A 15700-nucleotide genomic window follows, 5' to 3' on the forward strand; every position below is an offset into this window, starting at 1 on the left:
CCCATGCCCAACCGTTCCCAGATACAGGCCCGTGCCGCGATGATGCGTGTCCGGTTCGAGGCTGCGGGCGCGCAGGTGGTGGATACGCCTCTGTTGCAACCCGCTGAAATGTTGCTGGACCTCTATGGCGAGGATATCCGCGCCCGTGCCTACGTCACCTCGGACGCGCTGCGGGGCGAGCAGATGCTGCGCCCGGATTTCACCCTGCCTGTTGTTCAGATGCACATGCGGGACGGGGCCGAGCCCGCGCGTTATACCTATTCAGGTGAGGTGTTCCGCCGCCAGGAACACGACCCGGACCGTTCGAACGAATATATTCAGGTGGGGTACGAGGTTTTTGACCGCGATGATCCCGCTGGTGCCGATGCCGAAGTGTTTTCGCTGATGGCGCTGCAGTTGCGCGGGCTGCCCCTGCGCGCAGCTACCGGGGATATTGGCATTCTGACCGCGGCTGTCGAAGGGCTTCGCACCACTGACCGCCGCAAGGCCGCGCTGATGCGGCACCTGTGGCGGCCGCGCCGGTTTCGTGCGCTGCTGGACCGGTTTGCAGGGCGTAAACCGGGGCCCGAAGGCCGTGACGCGCTTTTGGACGCGGACGACCCGATGGCGATTGATGTTCCGATGATCGGCAAGCGTCGCGCGCCCGAGATTGCCGACCGGATCAAAGCCCTGCGCGAAGATCGCGCTGCGCCGCCGATCTCTGACAATGAGCTGGCCGGGTTGGAAACGCTGCTGAATGTGCGTGAAACCATGCCCTTCGCGTTGGAACAGCTGAGGGATGTGGCAGTGGATCTGCCGCAGATCACCCCGGCTCTGGACCGGTTGGAGGCGCGGATCGCAGCCCTGCAGGCGCGTGGTGTCGATGTCGCACGGCTGGATTTCGAAGCGTCTTATGGCCGGACATCAATGGAATATTATGACGGGTTTGTCTTTGGGTTCTACGCCGAAGGCCGTCCCGACCTGCCGCCTGTCGCCACCGGTGGGCGCTATGATGCGCTGACGCGCCGCTTGGGCGATGGAGCCGAAATCCCCGCAATCGGTGGCGTGATCCGCCCGGACCTGATGCTTGAAATCGAGGAGGCCGCGCAATGAGTGTGAAACTGGGCGTGCCCTCGAAGGGCCGGTTGATGGAAAAGACCGTTTCATGGTTCGAAAAACATGGCATCATGCTGTCCCGCAACGGCTCGGACAGGGAATATGCGGGTAGGGTTGACGGGATTGACGGCGTCTCGCTGGTTCTGTTGTCGGCGGGTGAGATTCCGCGCGAACTTGCGTCGGGACGTATTCATCTGGGCGTCACCGGCATCGATCTGGTGCATGAGAAGCTGCCACGCTGGGAACAGCAGGTCGAAGAGATTGCGCAGCTGGGCTTTGGCAAAGCCGATCTGATCATTGCCACACCCGCCTGCTGGGTCGATGTGGACACGCTGGACGATCTCGATGCGGCGGCAGCAGCATTTCGCAACACCCATGGCCACCGGCTGCGGATCGCCACCAAATATCACCGACTGGTGCGGGAGTTCCTGACCGACGCGGGCGTGGCCGACTACACTCTGGTCGACAGCCAGGGGGCGACCGAAGGTACGGTCATGAACGAAACAGCCGAGGCAATTGCTGATATCACCTCCTCAGGTGAAACCCTGCGGGCAAACCACCTCAAGATCCTGTCGGACGGTCTGATCCTGCAATCGCAGGCCACGTTGTGGCGCAGCCGGGTTGCAAAGGTCGACGCGGCGGATAAGGCGGTTCTGACGGAATTGCTGGATCGGCTGCGGTAACTACAGCACACCGATATCCGCAAGGGCGCGGTTCAGATCATCGGGCAGGGTGTCATCCTGCGCGCGCCCTTTCGGCAAGTCGGCTGGTGTATCTTCGGGCTTCAGGTATCGCCACCCCTGAAACGGGCGTTTCAAGGCGTTCTGGGTCCGATGTACGTTACGGTCGAGAACGATGGCGCAGCGGCGGATACCGTCCTCGCCGATCACCTCGTCCAGGCGCAGAATGCGCTGACGGCACTGTACGACACCCTTGATGACCCAATAGATTGATCCGCCATTTAGAATCTCGGCATCACGTTTGGGCCACATGCGGGTTACGTGGCGCGGATATCCGTCCTCATAAAGCGGTTTGCGGCTGTCCTGCCACGCGATCAGAGAGTCCACGCTTTCCGAACCAACCGAAAGTTTGATGAGGTTCACGTACTTATCCACAGCTTTCCCACAGAGTCGTCCCTTTGCTATCTATCCATTGTAGCTCAGGATTGGCTTTCATCAAGGTGTAGTGGGTGTTAGTCTGGATACCTCTTTCAGCACAGGGAATCACCAATGAGCCGCTTTGCCGCCCCCATCGCCGAGCAGATCTGGGATATGAAATACCGCTTCAAACAGGCGGATGGCACGCCCATCGATCAGACGATTGAAGACAGCTGGCGACGCATCGCCCGTGACCTCGCGCGGGTCGAGGACGATCCGGATCATTGGGAAGACAGGTTTTACGAGGCACTGGAAGATTTCAAGTATCTGCCCGCCGGGCGCATCACCGCTGGCGCAGGCACCGCGCGGCAGGTGACGCTGTTCAACTGTTTCGTCATGGGCACCATCCCCGACAGCATGGGTGGTATCTTTGACATGCTGAAAGAGGCCGCGCTGACCATGCAGCAGGGGGGCGGGATCGGCTATGATTTCTCGACCATCCGCCCGCGCGGCGCGGATGTGAAGGGCGTGGCGGCAGATGCCTCGGGCCCGCTCAGCTTTATGGATGTGTGGGACGCAATGTGCCGGACGATCATGTCCGCGGGCTCGCGCCGGGGGGCGATGATGGCCACCATGCGCTGTGACCATCCCGATATCGAACAGTTCATCACCGCCAAATCTGACCCGGCCCGCCTACGCATGTTCAATATGTCGGTGCTGGTGACCGATCCCTTCATGGAGGCGGTCAAGGACGACGGCCCGTGGGAGTTGCAGTTCGACGGCAAGATCTATCACACCGTTCAGGCGCGTGATTTGTGGAACAAGATCATGCAGGCCACGTATGATTATGCCGAACCGGGCGTGATCTTCATCGACCGCATCAATCAGGCCAACAACCTGAGCTATGTTGAAACCATCGCCGCGACGAACCCCTGTGGCGAGCAGCCTCTGCCGCCTTACGGGGCTTGCCTGCTGGGCTCGATCAATCTGGCGCGGCTGGTTGCCGAACCGTTCGGGGATGCCGCGCATCTGGATGAACCGGCGTTGCAGGAACTGGTCGCGACAGCCGTGCGCATGATGGATAACGTCGTGGACGCCTCGAAATTCCCGCTGGCCGAGCAAGAGGCGGAAGCGCAGGACAAGCGCCGCATCGGGCTGGGCGTGACGGGTCTTGCGGATGCGTTGCTGATGCTGGGCCTGCGCTATGGGTCCGACGAGGCGGCGCGCCAGACGGAACGCTGGTTGCACGCAATCGCCCGCGCCGCATACCTGGCCTCGGTCGACCTGGCTAAGGAGAAAGGCGCGTTCCCCCTGTTCGACGCTGAGAAATATTTGGCCAGCGGCACGATGCAACAAATGGATGACGACGTCCGCGATGCGATCCGCGAACATGGTATCCGCAACGCTCTGCTGACCTCGATTGCGCCCACGGGCACGATTTCGCTTTATGCCGGGAATGTGTCGTCGGGGATTGAACCGGTCTTTGCCTATGCCTACACCCGCAAGGTTCTGCAAAAAGACGGCTCGCGCACCGAGGAAGAGGTTGTGGATTACGCCGTTCAGATGTGGCGCGACAAGTTCGGCGACGCAGCGCTGCCCGACTATTTCGTCAATGCCCAGACCCTGACGCCGTTGGATCATGTCAAGATGCAGGCGGCGGCGCAGAAATGGATCGACAGCTCGATCTCCAAGACCATCAACTGCCCGGAAGATATCAGCTTTGACGCCTTCAAGGACGTCTACATGCAGGCTTGGGATCAGGGCTGCAAAGGGTGCACGACCTATCGCCCCAACGATGTGACTGGCTCGGTTCTGACTGTTTCGGAAAGCGATGACAAGGTGCCGGGGGAAAGCGCGAATGCGCCACATGAAATTGAAGGCGGCGACGTCATCTACATGTCCGAACCGCTGGATCGCCCGCAATCGCTGGAGGGCTCGACCTACAAGCTGAAATGGCCCGATAGCGAGCACGCGATTTATCTGACCATCAACGACATCATCATCTCGGGCCGCCGCCGCCCGTTCGAGGTGTTCATCAACTCCAAGAACATGGAACATTACGCCTGGACACTGGCGCTGACGCGGATGATCTCGGCCGTGTTCCGTCGGGGTGGGGACGTGTCCTTTGTGGTCGAAGAGCTGAAAGCCGTTTTCGACCCGCGCGGCGGGGCGTGGGTCAAAGGCAAGTATATCCCATCGATCCTGGCCGCGATCGGGGGCGTGATCGAACAGCACATGGTTGCCATCGGCTTTCTGGAAGGCGAGGGGATGGGGTTGAAATCCGACCCCCAGGCGCAGGTGGTGAACCTGGACGCGCCACGCGGCAAAGCCTGCCCGTCCTGCGGTCAGTACGACATGGTCATGATCGAAGGCTGCATGACCTGCCGCAGCTGCGGTCATTCCAAATGCGGATAGGTATGAAGCGCTGCACAAATGTGTGTGGCGTGTCACGCGACATGACCTAAACGTTTTAATAGGTCATTTAAGGCAGGTGATATGAGGAACAGCCCCGGATTTCTTCTGGGGTTGTCCTGTGTCGAGACGCTTCTTCAGGATAGTGGGTATGCTAACAGATGCGCAAATCCTGATCATGCGATTGCAACAGCGCCACAAGACTGCCAGACCGCGCAGCTTTCTCGGCTGTCGACCACCTGTTCCCAAAGTGTTCATACGGGCTGAACAGCGTCAACTCAGGCATTAGCATTCAACCCGAGCTGCCCACTGGGGTCTGCTCTCTAGGCGCCGCCCCGAAACAGCGAGAACCCCCATGGGGTGAATTTGAATGGCAAATGGAAGTGTTCCTCAACACGTTCGATGCCAAAGCGAAAGACCGCGGTCTCGAGGAACGAGGGATCCGGCAGCAAGCGACCAGCTTGCCGATAGTAGTCACCGACCTCGAACTCGACCTCATAGAGGCCTGGCTGCACATCTTGGCCCGTGCTGACCGGATGGAGCAGCAGCCCGTCCGCACCACAGACTCCGGATGCGATTTCCGTTCTCGCAGGACGCACGTGCCATAGCCGAACAGCCAGGCCGGCAGCGGGTATGCCTTCGGCAACATCCACCGCATGAATTGAAATTCCTCCAGCATCCGGACCGGTTGGATTGGTCTGAGGTGTCACGGCGCAATTCTCCTCCTTTGCGGAGCTCCATGCAGATCGCAAGCTCCATCGATATGGTTCTGTCATTTCATTATCTGCCACAGAGAAGGAAGCGCCATTTCAAAATACAGAATAGGCTGTTAGCCTAGTCGAGACTACGCCGACCGGCTTTGGCGCAAAGCGTCGTCACGTTCTCCCATGCCTCGGAGGGGGTCTCAAGAAATGGCACTTCATCTGGTTCCGCGCGCACTTCAATATCTAGAGCAGGTCGCGCAATCTGGATCAATCCAGGCGGCGTCACGGGAACTCGGTATCTCTGCATCTGCCGTCCACCGGCAGATCGTGGCGATAGAGGAGGACTTGGGAGAGGCTCTGTTTGACAGAGATCCCAAGGGCCTGACTTTGACACCCACAGGCAAGCTTGTTCTGGACCTTGCACGCGGTTGGCGCCTCGACAACGCGCGCCTGTGGTCTACTGTCCAGGAAAATCGAGGCATCGAACAGGGACATTTCAGGCTCGCCGCTATGGATAGCATGGTCAACGGTTTCGTGCTTGAAGTGGTGCGAGCCGTCGCTTTGGATTTCCCGATGGTCACCGTCGATGTCGAAATCATGAGCCCGGACGCCGCCGTCAAAGGCGTTCTCAACGGCGACTTTGATCTCGCTGCTGTCGCAAATGCACCGCCCGTCGATACGCTCGACTTTCATTGGCGAAGAGAGTTTCCGCTGGGATGCATCGCCACGAAAGACCATCCGGTGGCGACCAAGTCCTCGATAAGTTTCTCGGAATTCGTGGCGAATCCCGTCGTGTTCCAGAGCTCGGCACTGTCCATCCGGAAACTTCTTGAGGTTCGTCATGGATGGCTCTTCGAGCAGGCTCGCACGCCAGTTGTCGTCAACTCCATTCAACTCATGAAGCTGCTTGTCGCGACAGGCAGGTATGTCGCTGTCACTTCGGAGATCGATGCAGGGCCGGAGATAAAGGACGGCCGGTTCGCCTTTGTCCCGATTAGCGACAAGGATGCGTTTCGTCAGAGCATCTCTCTGATATCCAACGCTCAGATGCCGATTTCAGCCCTCCGTCAGAAGATCCTCGACCTATCAGTCCGGTGTCTTGATGACCTCTCTGGAACGTCCGGTCACCCGATCTGACGTGGTGTTGAATCTCGGCGAGCCTCGAGAGAGATTTTCAGCTCATTCTAAAAATGCGAATGGATCGTAAACTTTTATTCTATGGACGACAATAGTGCCTCTGCCTACGCTGTACCGTAGGGGGACGTCACATGACATCATTGGAAGACTTAAATCATGCGGACGATCAGACGGCGCTTGGCTACATCGAACCCTTGATCGAACGAGCGCCCGAGGTGGCGAAACGGGTGGTCTCGCACCGGCCTTTTCGGGATTTGGATGCGCTGACGACGGCCATTCATCGAGAACTCATTGCCCTGAGCGAAGCGGACAGAATTACCCTGTTTTGCGCGCATCCCGAACTCGCGCCCGACAATCCCCTGACCATGACGGCGGAATCCCAAGTCGAGCAGGGGCGGTTCGATCTCACCTCTCCCAAAAGCGAATACCGAAACCGACTTGCATCGATGAATGCCGCGTACCGGCAACGCTTTGGTTTTCCATTCATTACCGCCCTGGCACGCCATACCGATTTGGACAGCGTAATCGCTGAGTTCACTGATCGTCTAAAGGCCGATCGCGCCTCCGAAATCCGCTCGGCAATCGACCAAATCTCTGCCGTAAGCGCAGCCCGCGTGCTTGCGATCTTCAGGCAGGCCTCGAAACCAGACATGCACGGAAAAGGGGGCGCAGTGACAAGAGGGACCGGGCATGCCAGTTGATCCCGAACATTTGGACGCCGACGACCGGGTGCCGGAAGGAAGCCACGGAGCGCTCGGTTGGGGCGGCGAGATCGGAGGGTTGGCGCTCTTCAGTCTGAGTATCACCTTCATGGTCGGTGGCTGGCAGTTGGGGCTCGGGGTCCCGACCCGCCTCGGAACCGGGGCCTTCCCATTTGTCACCGGAGCCATTCTTGCGATCCTGGCTCTGATCATCTGTGTGGAAGAGCGGCGCGGCGATGGCATCGCCGAGACACCGGACTGGATTGAGCTTTTCGCGATCTGCGGGGCTCTCGCCATGTTCGCGGTCACAGCCGATTGGCTTGGACTCGTTCCCGCAGTCTTCCTGACCGTGATCGTTGCCAGCCTGCCGGACCGCACACTTTCTTGGATCGGAAAACTGATCCTCGGGGTGGTCGTGGCGCTCGGATGCTGGGCAGTCTTCATCGAACTGCTGAATCTGCCTCTCCGGCCGTTTCCGGGAGGCTGACTATGGATGTCCTAACACTCTTTTACCAAGGCCTGCTGGTGGTTCTCGAGCCGCAGAACATGATGTACTGCTTCATCGGGGTGTTTCTTGGAACCTTCATCGGTGTTCTGCCGGGCATCGGGTCGATGGCGGCGATCGCGATGATTTTGCCGCTCACCTTCTATCTCGATCCGACACCCGCCTTGGTGATGATTGCCGGTGTCTTCTACGGCGCGGAATACGGCGGATCGACCGCTTCGATCCTGATGAACGTTCCAGGCACGCCGGCGGCCTCGATCACCGCGATCGAGGGGCACGCCCTCGCGAAGAAAGGCCGCGCAGGCGTTGCGCTCTTTTCGACAGCTACCGCTTCTTTCGGAGGCGGGATTATCGGTATGGTCGTGATCGCCGTCCTGTCGCCGTCCCTGGCGCAGATCGCGCTCAGTTTCGGACCACCTGACTATTTCTCTGTCCTTCTTCTAGGCCTGATCGCAGCCTCGGCCGTGAGCAACGGCGGTGCGTTGAAAGGAATCGCGATGGTGGTGACCGGCCTGATGCTTGGTACAATCGGCATCGACCTGACCACAGGAGACCTCAGGTTCACCATGGGCATTCCGGAACTGCGCGATGGCGTACACATCGTAATCGTGGCGATGGGTCTCTTCGGCGTGACCGAGGTCATCGCGTCGATCCGCACGGCGACCAGCGGAAAGGCGGCTCAGACCGTCGACTACAACGATTTCTATCCCTCAAAAGAAGAATGGAAATCACTGCCTGCACCGATCTTGCGTGGCGGTGCGATCGGATCCTTTATTGGTGCCCTGCCAGGCACCGGCCAGACCATTGCTGCGGCCCTTGCCTATGCGGTCGAGAAGCGGGTGAACCGCCGGCGGAAGGATTTTGGTACCGGTGTGGTTCCCGGCGTGGCGGTTCCCGAGGCAGCGAACAACTCGGCGACTCAAACGGCCTTCATTCCCACCCTCACCCTGGGGGTGCCCGGCAGCCCGCCAATGGCGATTGTTATTGGGGCACTGATGATCTACGGGATCACGCCAGGACCCCGTCTTCTCACTGAACAGCCCGACATGTTCTGGGGTCTGGTCGCGAGCTTTCTCGTGGGCAACATTATGCTGCTGGTCCTCAACGTACCCTTGATCGGCATGTGGGTTAGGCTTCTAAAAATTCCCTACAAGTATATGTACCCGACGATTATCGTTCTGATCTGCATGGGTGTCTACAGTCTGAACAACAACGTGTTCGACGTCTGGTTGACGCTGGTGATCGGTGCCGTCGGTTACGTCATGAGACTCTTCCGCTTCGAGCCTGCGCCCCTGCTCTTAGGGTTCGTTCTTGGCCCGCTCATGGAAGAACAGCTGCGACGCTCGATGCTTCTGTCTCGTGGCGACCCGATGGTGTTTCTTCAGAGACCCATCAGCGCGACGCTGATCGCAATCACTGTCGCCATTCTCGCATTTGCTCTGTTCAAGACAGAGCAGAACCGACGCCGCCGTCGCGCGGCCAAGAAAGCCAATCAGGGAGAAACATCAACATGAGAATTGACCGAAGACTACTTATGAGCACCGGAGCCGCAGCGGCCCTCTTTCTGCACGCACCTGCGGCACTGGCAGAACCCGGAGCCTGGAGCGATGAGCCGGTCAGGATCGTCGTGACGTTCCCGCCAGGCGGCACAAGCGACCTTGTCGCAAGACTGCTCGCCCAGCACCTCGATACCGATTTCGGGCAGAAGGCTGTGGTCGACAACCGTCCGGGGGCGGCAGGAACGGTTGCGGCCGACTACGTCGCGCAACAGGCTCCTGACGGCACGACGCTGATTCTGTCGAACAATGCGCCCTTCACGATCGCACCGACGCGGTTCCAGTCGATTCCCTATGAACCGCTCGATGGATTCACGCATGTCGCCTATATAGGCGCGTCGGCGCCCGGCCTCTTTGTTCAGCCCTCCTCCGGGATCACCTCGCTCGACGAGTATGTTGCGTTTGTCAAAGAGACCCCGATGACTTTTGGTTCGAGCGGCGTGGGCTCGATCTCCCACATTCTGGGAGTTGCCGTCGATCAGGCGCTCGGGGTGGAGTCGATCCACGTGCCTTACCAGGGTAGCTCTCCGGCGATCCAAGATTTTCGCGCCGGCGTGCTGGACAGTTTCTATGACATGGTCGTTCAGAACAGCGAGATGATCGAAGACAATGAAGCCGTCGCGATTGCGATCGCTTCACCTGAGCGGAACAAGGAAATTCCTGACGTCCCGACCTTTAAGGAGCAGGGCTACGACATCGTGATTGAGAACTGGGTCGGCCTGTCCGGACCGGCGGGCATCGACCCGGCAACCGCCGAGACAATTCACGACACCGTCCTTGCTGTTTTTGCCAGTCCCGATGTCCAGGAACGGCTAAAGGAACTCGGGATAACGCATGCGGCGATGTCGACCGAGGACTACACAGCCTTCGTTGCGAACTCGATCGAGGTCTGGGCGCCCCTGATCGAATCGGCCGGAATCAAGGAGTAGACCGCTTTGATTTGGTCGCCATGCTCATCTTGTATGGCGACCAGTCTCCTGCGGTTTATGCCGCGCAAGCCGATGAGATTCATCTGAGACTTTGGCCCGGCATCAACTCCCTTAGTTGCCCCGTCTGACAAGTTCAGTGGACTATGCAAAGTGAACATCAAAGTGCTTTAACGCTTCAGAACTTTGAGGAAAATCAATGTCTGGCTATCTCACGACCCATGTTCTCGACACCGCGCGCGGCCGCCCGGCAGAGGGAATGAAGATCGAACTGTTCCAGATCGAGGGCGACCGGCGCACGTATCTCAAGACGCTCACGACAAACGGTGACGGCCGTACCGATGAACAGGTGTTGCCGACTGAACGGTTTGCAAAAGGCGTCTATGAACTTGTCTTCCATGCCGGAGACTATCTGGACCTGGCTGGTGTTGCTCCCGAAACGCCTCGCTTCCTGGACGTCATCCCGCTTCGGTTCATCATGTCGGAAGCGATCCACTACCATGTACCGCTCCTGCTCTCGCCATTCAGCTACGCAACCTATCGCGGCAGCTGACCGCCCTACAGGTATCATGGACGGCGAAAAAGCCGCGCCCGAAAGTCGTAAACATAACCAGTCGCTAGAGTTGAAGCGGGTGAAAGGGTTCTGTCGCAAATTTCGTCCCAACCTGGCAGGTCGAACGCAGTTCTGGTAGCGCGTGCTGGAACTGACAGGAGTAGGTCGTGACGACCTCAGACGCGGGTGGCAACTATTCTGTGGCAGAACCGAGGACAAACTCGGCCAAGAATACCAAACTGCTGTACATTCCCGATCATCAGGTAATCAAGAACTGCGAAACAGAACCGAGCAATGTTCGCCTGTGTTTCACAAAATTGTAGCAATGAGAATCCTGCTAGAGCATTGGTGGTTAGTTCCAATGCAAAGTCGTATTCTGAGAGTGTGTTGGTTTCTCGGTACGCGCCAATTTTCCGGTACTTATTTCGCGTCTACGTCAATCGCCTCGCCAAGTGTTTTGAGCAATTCATTCAGGTTTTCGCGCTGCGTGGGTGATAACCCTCTCAAGAGCCGATGTTGTGTTTCAACGTGATCTGAAACGACATTTTCGATTTTTGAGAACCCGGCCTTGGTCAAACGTATCAAAAAACCCCGTTTATCTTCAGGATTTGGTACGCGCTCTACCAGACCTGCCTTGACGAGCTGGTCAATCCGGTTGGTCATTGTCCCGGACGTCACCATGGTCAGATCAAGCAGTTCCCCGGGCGACAAGCCTTCAGGCTTTCCGGATCTGCGCAGAGTCGCCAGTACATCAAAGCTGGCGAGGTTTAGCCCGTAAACCTTCCAGGTTTTGTCCATCTCTTTTCTGAGTTGAGCCACCAGGCGGGAGAGACGCCCAATCGTTTCCATCGGTCCGACATCAAGGTCGGGTCGGGCTTTGTTCCATTGCGAAATGATACGATCAATGTGGTCCATGGAAGCATATTGCGAAGATTTATCTTGACGTCAAGAGAATGAGCAATATCTTGACGTCAAGATAAATGGAGATTCCTCATGAAACATCATGTCGACATCGCGCTCACTGCAATCGCGCCGCTGGTCTGGGGCAGCACGTACTACGTTACGACTGAAATCCTTCCGGCTGGGTATCCAGTCACTATGGCTGCCCTGCGGGCTTTGCCCGCTGGCCTGCTATTGCTTGTTCTTGCCCGCCAATTGCCGCAGGGTATCTGGTGGATACGCGCCTTTGTTCTCGGTGCGCTCAACTTCACCGCGTTCTGGACATTGCTATTTGTGGCGGCATACCGGCTGCCTGGCGGTGTAGCCGCAACTGTTGGGGCGGTTCAGCCTTTGATTGTCGTATTCTTGGCCGGGGTGCTGATTGGTACGACGGTCAAGGTGTCTGCGGTGGTCGCGGCACTGATCGGTATCTTTGGGGTCGGACTTCTTGTTCTTGGTTCGGGGATTTCACTTGATCCGATTGGAGTGATTGCGGGCATCGGGGGCGCAGCCTCCATGGGGGCGGGCACAGTTCTGACCCGGAAGTGGCAAGCCCCTGTGCCCCTTTTGACTTTGGCGGCCTGGCAACTCACGGCAGGGGGGCTGTTGCTGGTACCTTTGGCGCTTCTGTTTGAGCCTGCGTTTCCACCATTGAATACGCAAAACATCACCGGCATCGTCTATCTCACTCTGATCGGGGCAGCGCTGACATACATCTTATGGTTCCGGGGCGTTTCCCGGATCGAACCCGGCGCCGTTTCAGCCCTTGGTTTTCTCAGCCCGCTTTCCGCAGTCATCATTGGATGGATGCTTCTTGGTCAGGCTTTGACGCCCACCCAGATCGCCGGAGCCGGGGTTGTGCTCACGGCAATCTGGCTTGGACAGCGTGCTGGGCAGATGGGCACTTCCGTACTTTCAAGAACTTCCAATTCACACCTCGTCTCAAAAGGAGAATGCTCATGAAACTTGTTGTATTTGGTGCCACTGGCGACGTCGGTTCTCGTGTCGTGACTGAGGCCATTTCGCGTGGCCATGAGGTTACTGCGGCAGTTCGAAATGAGGCGGGGCTCAAAAAACTACCCAAAGGTGCCAAGCCGGTTGTTGCAGATGTCGCAGACCCTGCGGCATTGGCCACTGCGATGGCTGGCCAGGATTTGGCCATAAGCGCTGTGCGTACACCGGCCGGGCGTGAAGGCGAAGTTGTTGCTTTGACCCGATCCATCCTGCATGTCGCATCTCTTGTCCGTCTTCGTGTAATTATTATTGGGGGTGCCGCTCGTCTGCATATGCCCGATGGCAGCCCGCACACTGTCTTATCAGATCCAGACTTTCTGCCTGAAAGCATAGTCCCAACCGCACGTGCATCCATGGCGCAGTGGGAACTCTGTTCATCGGATGCCTCAGCAAACTGGACCTATGCCAGCCCGTCCGCCTTATTGCAGCCCGGTGAACGCCTGGGCGTCTTCAGAACCGACACAGATAACCTGATTGTTGATGACGCCGGCAACTCAGAAATCTCCATGGAAGATTTTGCAGTGGCAATTGTAGATGAGGCTCAATCGCCCAAATATCCACGCGCCGCCTTTACCGTAGGCTATTGAACCCCCAACGACCTAGTCGTTTTGGCAAAGCGCCCCGTCTGCAGTTCGCAAGCGGGGTGTTTTATCGAATGCGGTCTCGTCACGTGACCTTACGAAAACGAACAGGCCGCGCCACGGCATCGACGGTCGCTGACGTAAGGCAGCTATGAGCCGATTCAACAGGGCGGTCCATGGCGGCTGGTGAAATACTGCAGGTGCACCAATGACCGAGAAAAGCCCTATCGCCACAGGGCAAGTAAATGTCTCACCCAGGATGGCCAGACCCGGCATCACACCGACACCGGCGCGCAGATACGCCTGGCTTGCGACGTCCATGGACCCTAGCGTGTGCACCAGTTTGAAATAGATCGGCAGGGCCACACCAGTGCACAAGGTCAAAAGAACGCTTGTTGCCGCCAATGCTGTTACACTCGGCGTCAAGGTCCATGGACGGTCCAGCAGCAGCTTAGCGCCCATCACCAAAACGCTCCGTCGGATCGCATGTCTGACTAAGGAAGTGTGACCACCACTCTCACGAGTGGGTTTTTCCATCTTGATCTCTGATCAGAAACCATTCCCTGGGTCGCCGCAGCAAGCTGATGCTCAGATAATCAGCTTGGATCAAGGCAAACACATATTTTTGATTCACTTCTGCAACATTCTTGTGAATGCTTCATTCCTGTCTCTTTTCCGCCGGATTTGGTGCTGATAAGCAATGATTGAATATCGGGATGTTAAATAGTGCGAGTGGGCAGATGAGAGCCGGAGTTAACGGTCAGGTAGCCATTTCATGGGATCAAACTGAAATTGACGGACTCGAGGACGCGCCTCTGGCGTGTCTGGCAGTTGGTGCGGCTTGGTCATGGCGCGGACAGGCAATAGTGCTGAGCGCAGAGGCCGAGAGCAGCGTCGAACAGATTGGATATGCGCGGGGAGCTGCAACCCGATTGCAGAACCGCTTTCCGATTGTCCGGGAAATCTCCGGCTACGTGACCGGAGCTTTGACGCTTACCAATGGGTCGCAGCGGTTTTCAGCCAACCTTGTTGCCGACACCAATGATGCAGCGCCGACCATTGTTTTCGATGGCGCTTGCCCGCCACGGGATGAAGAATTCTGGATCGTCGACGTGACCGAGGTTGTGATGGTGCACAAGGCGGGTGCTGAAGGCGGTGGGAACGTCGTTGCATTTCCGGCCTGAACGCGACCTGTATTTTTTTTGATGAAAGCAGTGTGACGGCAACCGTCGCTATGCGCGCAGGGGCCTGTGCTGCCTGCGGCGAACATATCTTTGCAGATATTCGAAACTGCGTTGAATGCCGTGTTGACTCTGCCGGCTTTGCGGATATAAGCGCGGCTTCATTGGTGTTGGTGGCCCCCGCAAGGGGAAGCCTGTCATGAGGGAAATCTCAAGAGGACAACGCCCTTCATAGTTGCCCGTTTGGGCATCGACCTAAAGAAGGAGATCAGCCGTGACCAAACGCACGTCTGCCAAGTACAAAATCGACCGCCGGATGGGCGAAAACATCTGGGGTCGTCCGAAATCCCCGGTCAACCGTCGTGAATACGGCCCCGGCCAGCACGGTCAGCGCCGCAAGGGCAAACTGTCGGACTTCGGTCTGCAGCTGCGTGCCAAGCAGAAGCTGAAAGGCTACTACGGCGACCTGACCGAAAAGCAGTTCCGCCGCATCTATGCCGAAGCCGAGCGTGTAAAAGGCGACACCGGTGAAAACCTGATCGGCCTGCTGGAGCGCCGTCTGGACGCCGTCGTCTATCGCGCCAAGTTCGTACCGACCGTCTTCGCTGCGCGTCAGTTCGTGAACCACGGCCACGTCAAAGTGAACGGCAAGCGGGTGAACATCCCCAGCTACCGCGTCAAAGAAGGCGACGTCATCGAAGTGCGTGACAAGTCCAAGCAACTGGCTGTTGTTCTGGAAGCTGTTGCCCTGGCCGAGCGTGATGTTCCTGACTACATCGATGCTGACCACTCGAAAATGACCGCAACGTTCGTTCGCGCACCAGGCCTGAGCGATGTGCCGTACCCGGTCATGATGGAACCGAACCTGGTCGTCGAATTCTACGCGAAGAACTGATCTTCGCATTCCGATCCGGAATTCAGAGCCGCACCTTTGGGTGCGGCTCTTTTCATTTTCAGCCCAGCAGAACGATATCTGACGCACCTGCGCTGCGACGCAGCTCGTGAATGTCTTTTAGTTCCGGGTCGTTGATCCATCCCAGCGCCGCGTCCCGGTTGGGAAAGGAAAGCAGGGCTGCAACGTCAGGCAAGTCCGGTGTGCCGTCCAGCGCGGTTGTTTCTTTGGTGGCGTGTTCGACCTTTCCGCCATGGCGGGCCAGTGCAGGCCCGGCCTGTTCGCGATAAGCGGCCAGCGCGTCGGGATTCTTTACGGTAAGTTTTGCGTAGGCATAGATCATGGCTTTGCTCCTTGATGTGTGGGCAAAAGCTAGGGTGTGATCTGCTTTGCGAAAACGCGTGTAT

18 protein-coding genes are annotated in these 15700 nt (G+C 57.9%); 13 read left to right on the forward strand and 5 right to left on the reverse strand.

Annotation, left to right across the window (positions count from 1 at the left end; translation table 11 throughout):
• The first annotated feature begins 3 nt into the window (after positions 1 to 3).
• Complete coding sequence (locus tag ACR0CE_RS05005) at positions 4 to 1092, forward strand: ATP phosphoribosyltransferase regulatory subunit (protein ID WP_480831255.1); 1089 nt, start codon at positions 4 to 6, stop codon at positions 1090 to 1092.
• Entirely contained in the window at positions 1089 to 1778 is a 690-nt protein-coding gene (gene hisG, locus ACR0CE_RS05010) for an ATP phosphoribosyltransferase (RefSeq protein ID WP_480484818.1), read from the forward strand. Before ACR0CE_RS05005 ends, hisG begins: the two co-directional genes overlap by 4 nt.
• Here hisG and ACR0CE_RS05015 read toward each other — a convergent pair whose 3' ends face one another.
• Positions 1779 to 2210 (reverse strand): DUF1489 family protein, encoded by a 432-nt coding sequence (locus ACR0CE_RS05015; RefSeq protein ID WP_480831258.1) that lies wholly within the window; start codon positions 2208 to 2210, stop codon positions 1779 to 1781. It abuts the gene before it with no gap.
• Positions 2211 to 2324: 114 nt separating this feature from the next.
• On the opposite strand from ACR0CE_RS05015, the gene ACR0CE_RS05020 reads away from it, so the two are divergent.
• Entirely contained in the window at positions 2325 to 4607 is a 2283-nt protein-coding gene (locus ACR0CE_RS05020) for an adenosylcobalamin-dependent ribonucleoside-diphosphate reductase (RefSeq protein WP_480831259.1), read from the forward strand.
• A 320-nt stretch (positions 4608 to 4927) separates the two neighbouring features.
• Here the strand turns inward: ACR0CE_RS05020 and ACR0CE_RS05025 are convergent, their stop codons facing one another.
• Complete coding sequence (locus ACR0CE_RS05025; protein ID WP_480482332.1) at positions 4928 to 5314, reverse strand: hydroxyisourate hydrolase; 387 nt, start codon at positions 5312 to 5314, stop codon at positions 4928 to 4930.
• A gap of 201 nt (positions 5315 to 5515) precedes the next feature.
• Between ACR0CE_RS05025 and ACR0CE_RS05030 the strand changes: the two genes are divergently transcribed.
• The 6 genes from ACR0CE_RS05030 (at position 5516) to uraH (ending at position 10686) form a co-directional block, all read left to right on the forward strand.
• A complete protein-coding gene (locus ACR0CE_RS05030) occupies positions 5516 to 6445 on the forward strand; it encodes a LysR family transcriptional regulator (RefSeq protein ID WP_480831261.1) in 930 nt (309 codons plus the stop codon).
• Between the two features lie 131 nt (positions 6446 to 6576).
• Positions 6577 to 7146 (forward strand): 2-oxo-4-hydroxy-4-carboxy-5-ureidoimidazoline decarboxylase, encoded by a 570-nt coding sequence (gene uraD / locus ACR0CE_RS05035; protein ID WP_480831263.1) that lies wholly within the window; start codon positions 6577 to 6579, stop codon positions 7144 to 7146.
• Positions 7136 to 7633: a tripartite tricarboxylate transporter TctB family protein gene (locus ACR0CE_RS05040; RefSeq protein WP_480831264.1), complete on the forward strand. Its 498-nt coding sequence runs from the start codon at positions 7136 to 7138 to the stop codon at positions 7631 to 7633. The genes uraD and ACR0CE_RS05040 overlap by 11 nt, the downstream gene beginning before the upstream one ends.
• Positions 7634 to 7635: 2 nt before the next feature.
• Positions 7636 to 9165, forward strand: coding sequence for a tripartite tricarboxylate transporter permease (locus ACR0CE_RS05045; RefSeq protein WP_480831266.1), 1530 nt, complete (start codon positions 7636 to 7638; stop codon positions 9163 to 9165).
• A 20-nt stretch (positions 9166 to 9185) separates the two neighbouring features.
• On the forward strand, positions 9186 to 10136 hold the full coding sequence (locus tag ACR0CE_RS05050) for a Bug family tripartite tricarboxylate transporter substrate binding protein (RefSeq protein ID WP_480831267.1): 951 nt from the start codon (positions 9186 to 9188) through the stop codon (positions 10134 to 10136).
• 196 nt (positions 10137 to 10332) lie between these two features.
• A complete protein-coding gene (uraH, locus tag ACR0CE_RS05055; protein ID WP_480831269.1) occupies positions 10333 to 10686 on the forward strand; it encodes a hydroxyisourate hydrolase in 354 nt (117 codons plus the stop codon).
• A gap of 420 nt (positions 10687 to 11106) precedes the next feature.
• On the opposite strand, the gene ACR0CE_RS05060 is transcribed toward uraH, so the two are convergent.
• On the reverse strand, positions 11107 to 11601 hold the full coding sequence (locus ACR0CE_RS05060; RefSeq protein ID WP_480482318.1) for a MarR family winged helix-turn-helix transcriptional regulator: 495 nt from the start codon (positions 11599 to 11601) through the stop codon (positions 11107 to 11109).
• Positions 11602 to 11679: 78 nt separating this feature from the next.
• Here ACR0CE_RS05060 and ACR0CE_RS05065 point away from each other — a divergent pair, with 78 nt between their 5' ends.
• A complete protein-coding gene (locus ACR0CE_RS05065; protein WP_480831270.1) occupies positions 11680 to 12588 on the forward strand; it encodes an EamA family transporter in 909 nt (302 codons plus the stop codon).
• Positions 12585 to 13226 (forward strand): NAD(P)-dependent oxidoreductase, encoded by a 642-nt coding sequence (locus tag ACR0CE_RS05070; protein ID WP_480546154.1) that lies wholly within the window; start codon positions 12585 to 12587, stop codon positions 13224 to 13226. The genes ACR0CE_RS05065 and ACR0CE_RS05070 overlap by 4 nt, the downstream gene beginning before the upstream one ends.
• A gap of 12 nt (positions 13227 to 13238) precedes the next feature.
• On the opposite strand, the gene ACR0CE_RS05075 is transcribed toward ACR0CE_RS05070, so the two are convergent.
• Positions 13239 to 13682, reverse strand: a complete 444-nt coding sequence (locus ACR0CE_RS05075) for a hypothetical protein (protein WP_480831272.1) — start codon at positions 13680 to 13682, stop codon at positions 13239 to 13241.
• 278 nt (positions 13683 to 13960) lie between these two features.
• Here ACR0CE_RS05075 and ACR0CE_RS05080 point away from each other — a divergent pair, with 278 nt between their 5' ends.
• Both ACR0CE_RS05080 and rpsD read left to right on the forward strand, forming a co-directional pair.
• Positions 13961 to 14404: a hypothetical protein gene (locus tag ACR0CE_RS05080; protein WP_209504820.1), complete on the forward strand. Its 444-nt coding sequence runs from the start codon at positions 13961 to 13963 to the stop codon at positions 14402 to 14404.
• Between the two features lie 271 nt (positions 14405 to 14675).
• The gene (gene rpsD, locus ACR0CE_RS05085) at positions 14676 to 15296 is read left to right on the forward strand and encodes a 30S ribosomal protein S4 (protein ID WP_170374584.1); all 621 of its coding nucleotides are present in this window, start codon (positions 14676 to 14678) and stop codon (positions 15294 to 15296) included.
• Positions 15297 to 15354: 58 nt separating this feature from the next.
• Here rpsD and ACR0CE_RS05090 read toward each other — a convergent pair whose 3' ends face one another.
• Positions 15355 to 15636, reverse strand: a complete 282-nt coding sequence (locus ACR0CE_RS05090; protein WP_480482308.1) for a DUF1330 domain-containing protein — start codon at positions 15634 to 15636, stop codon at positions 15355 to 15357.
• Positions 15637 to 15700 lie beyond the last annotated feature (64 nt).

It is taken from the genome of Ruegeria sp. L11 (assembly GCF_056531755.1).

Excerpts from the sequence above, each read along its gene's own strand:
- ACR0CE_RS05005 (WP_480831255.1), top strand. The coding sequence starts at position 4 with ATGCCCAACCGTTCCCAGATACAGGCCCGTGCCGCGATGATGCGTGTC.
- hisG (WP_480484818.1), top strand. The coding sequence starts at position 1,089 with ATGAGTGTGAAACTGGGCGTGCCCTCGAAGGGCCGGTTGATGGAAAAG.
- ACR0CE_RS05020 (WP_480831259.1), top strand. The coding sequence starts at position 2,325 with ATGAGCCGCTTTGCCGCCCCCATCGCCGAGCAGATCTGGGATATGAAA.
- ACR0CE_RS05030 (WP_480831261.1), top strand. The coding sequence starts at position 5,516 with ATGGCACTTCATCTGGTTCCGCGCGCACTTCAATATCTAGAGCAGGTC.
- uraD (WP_480831263.1), top strand. The coding sequence starts at position 6,577 with ATGACATCATTGGAAGACTTAAATCATGCGGACGATCAGACGGCGCTT.
- ACR0CE_RS05040 (WP_480831264.1), top strand. The coding sequence starts at position 7,136 with ATGCCAGTTGATCCCGAACATTTGGACGCCGACGACCGGGTGCCGGAA.
- ACR0CE_RS05045 (WP_480831266.1), top strand. The coding sequence starts at position 7,636 with ATGGATGTCCTAACACTCTTTTACCAAGGCCTGCTGGTGGTTCTCGAG.
- ACR0CE_RS05050 (WP_480831267.1), top strand. The coding sequence starts at position 9,186 with ATGAGCACCGGAGCCGCAGCGGCCCTCTTTCTGCACGCACCTGCGGCA.
- uraH (WP_480831269.1), top strand. The coding sequence starts at position 10,333 with ATGTCTGGCTATCTCACGACCCATGTTCTCGACACCGCGCGCGGCCGC.
- ACR0CE_RS05060 (WP_480482318.1), bottom strand. The coding sequence starts at position 11,601 with ATGGACCACATTGATCGTATCATTTCGCAATGGAACAAAGCCCGACCC.
- ACR0CE_RS05065 (WP_480831270.1), top strand. The coding sequence starts at position 11,680 with ATGAAACATCATGTCGACATCGCGCTCACTGCAATCGCGCCGCTGGTC.
- ACR0CE_RS05070 (WP_480546154.1), top strand. The coding sequence starts at position 12,585 with ATGAAACTTGTTGTATTTGGTGCCACTGGCGACGTCGGTTCTCGTGTC.
- ACR0CE_RS05075 (WP_480831272.1), bottom strand. The coding sequence starts at position 13,682 with ATGGGCGCTAAGCTGCTGCTGGACCGTCCATGGACCTTGACGCCGAGT.
- ACR0CE_RS05080 (WP_209504820.1), top strand. The coding sequence starts at position 13,961 with ATGAGAGCCGGAGTTAACGGTCAGGTAGCCATTTCATGGGATCAAACT.
- ACR0CE_RS05090 (WP_480482308.1), bottom strand. The coding sequence starts at position 15,636 with ATGATCTATGCCTACGCAAAACTTACCGTAAAGAATCCCGACGCGCTG.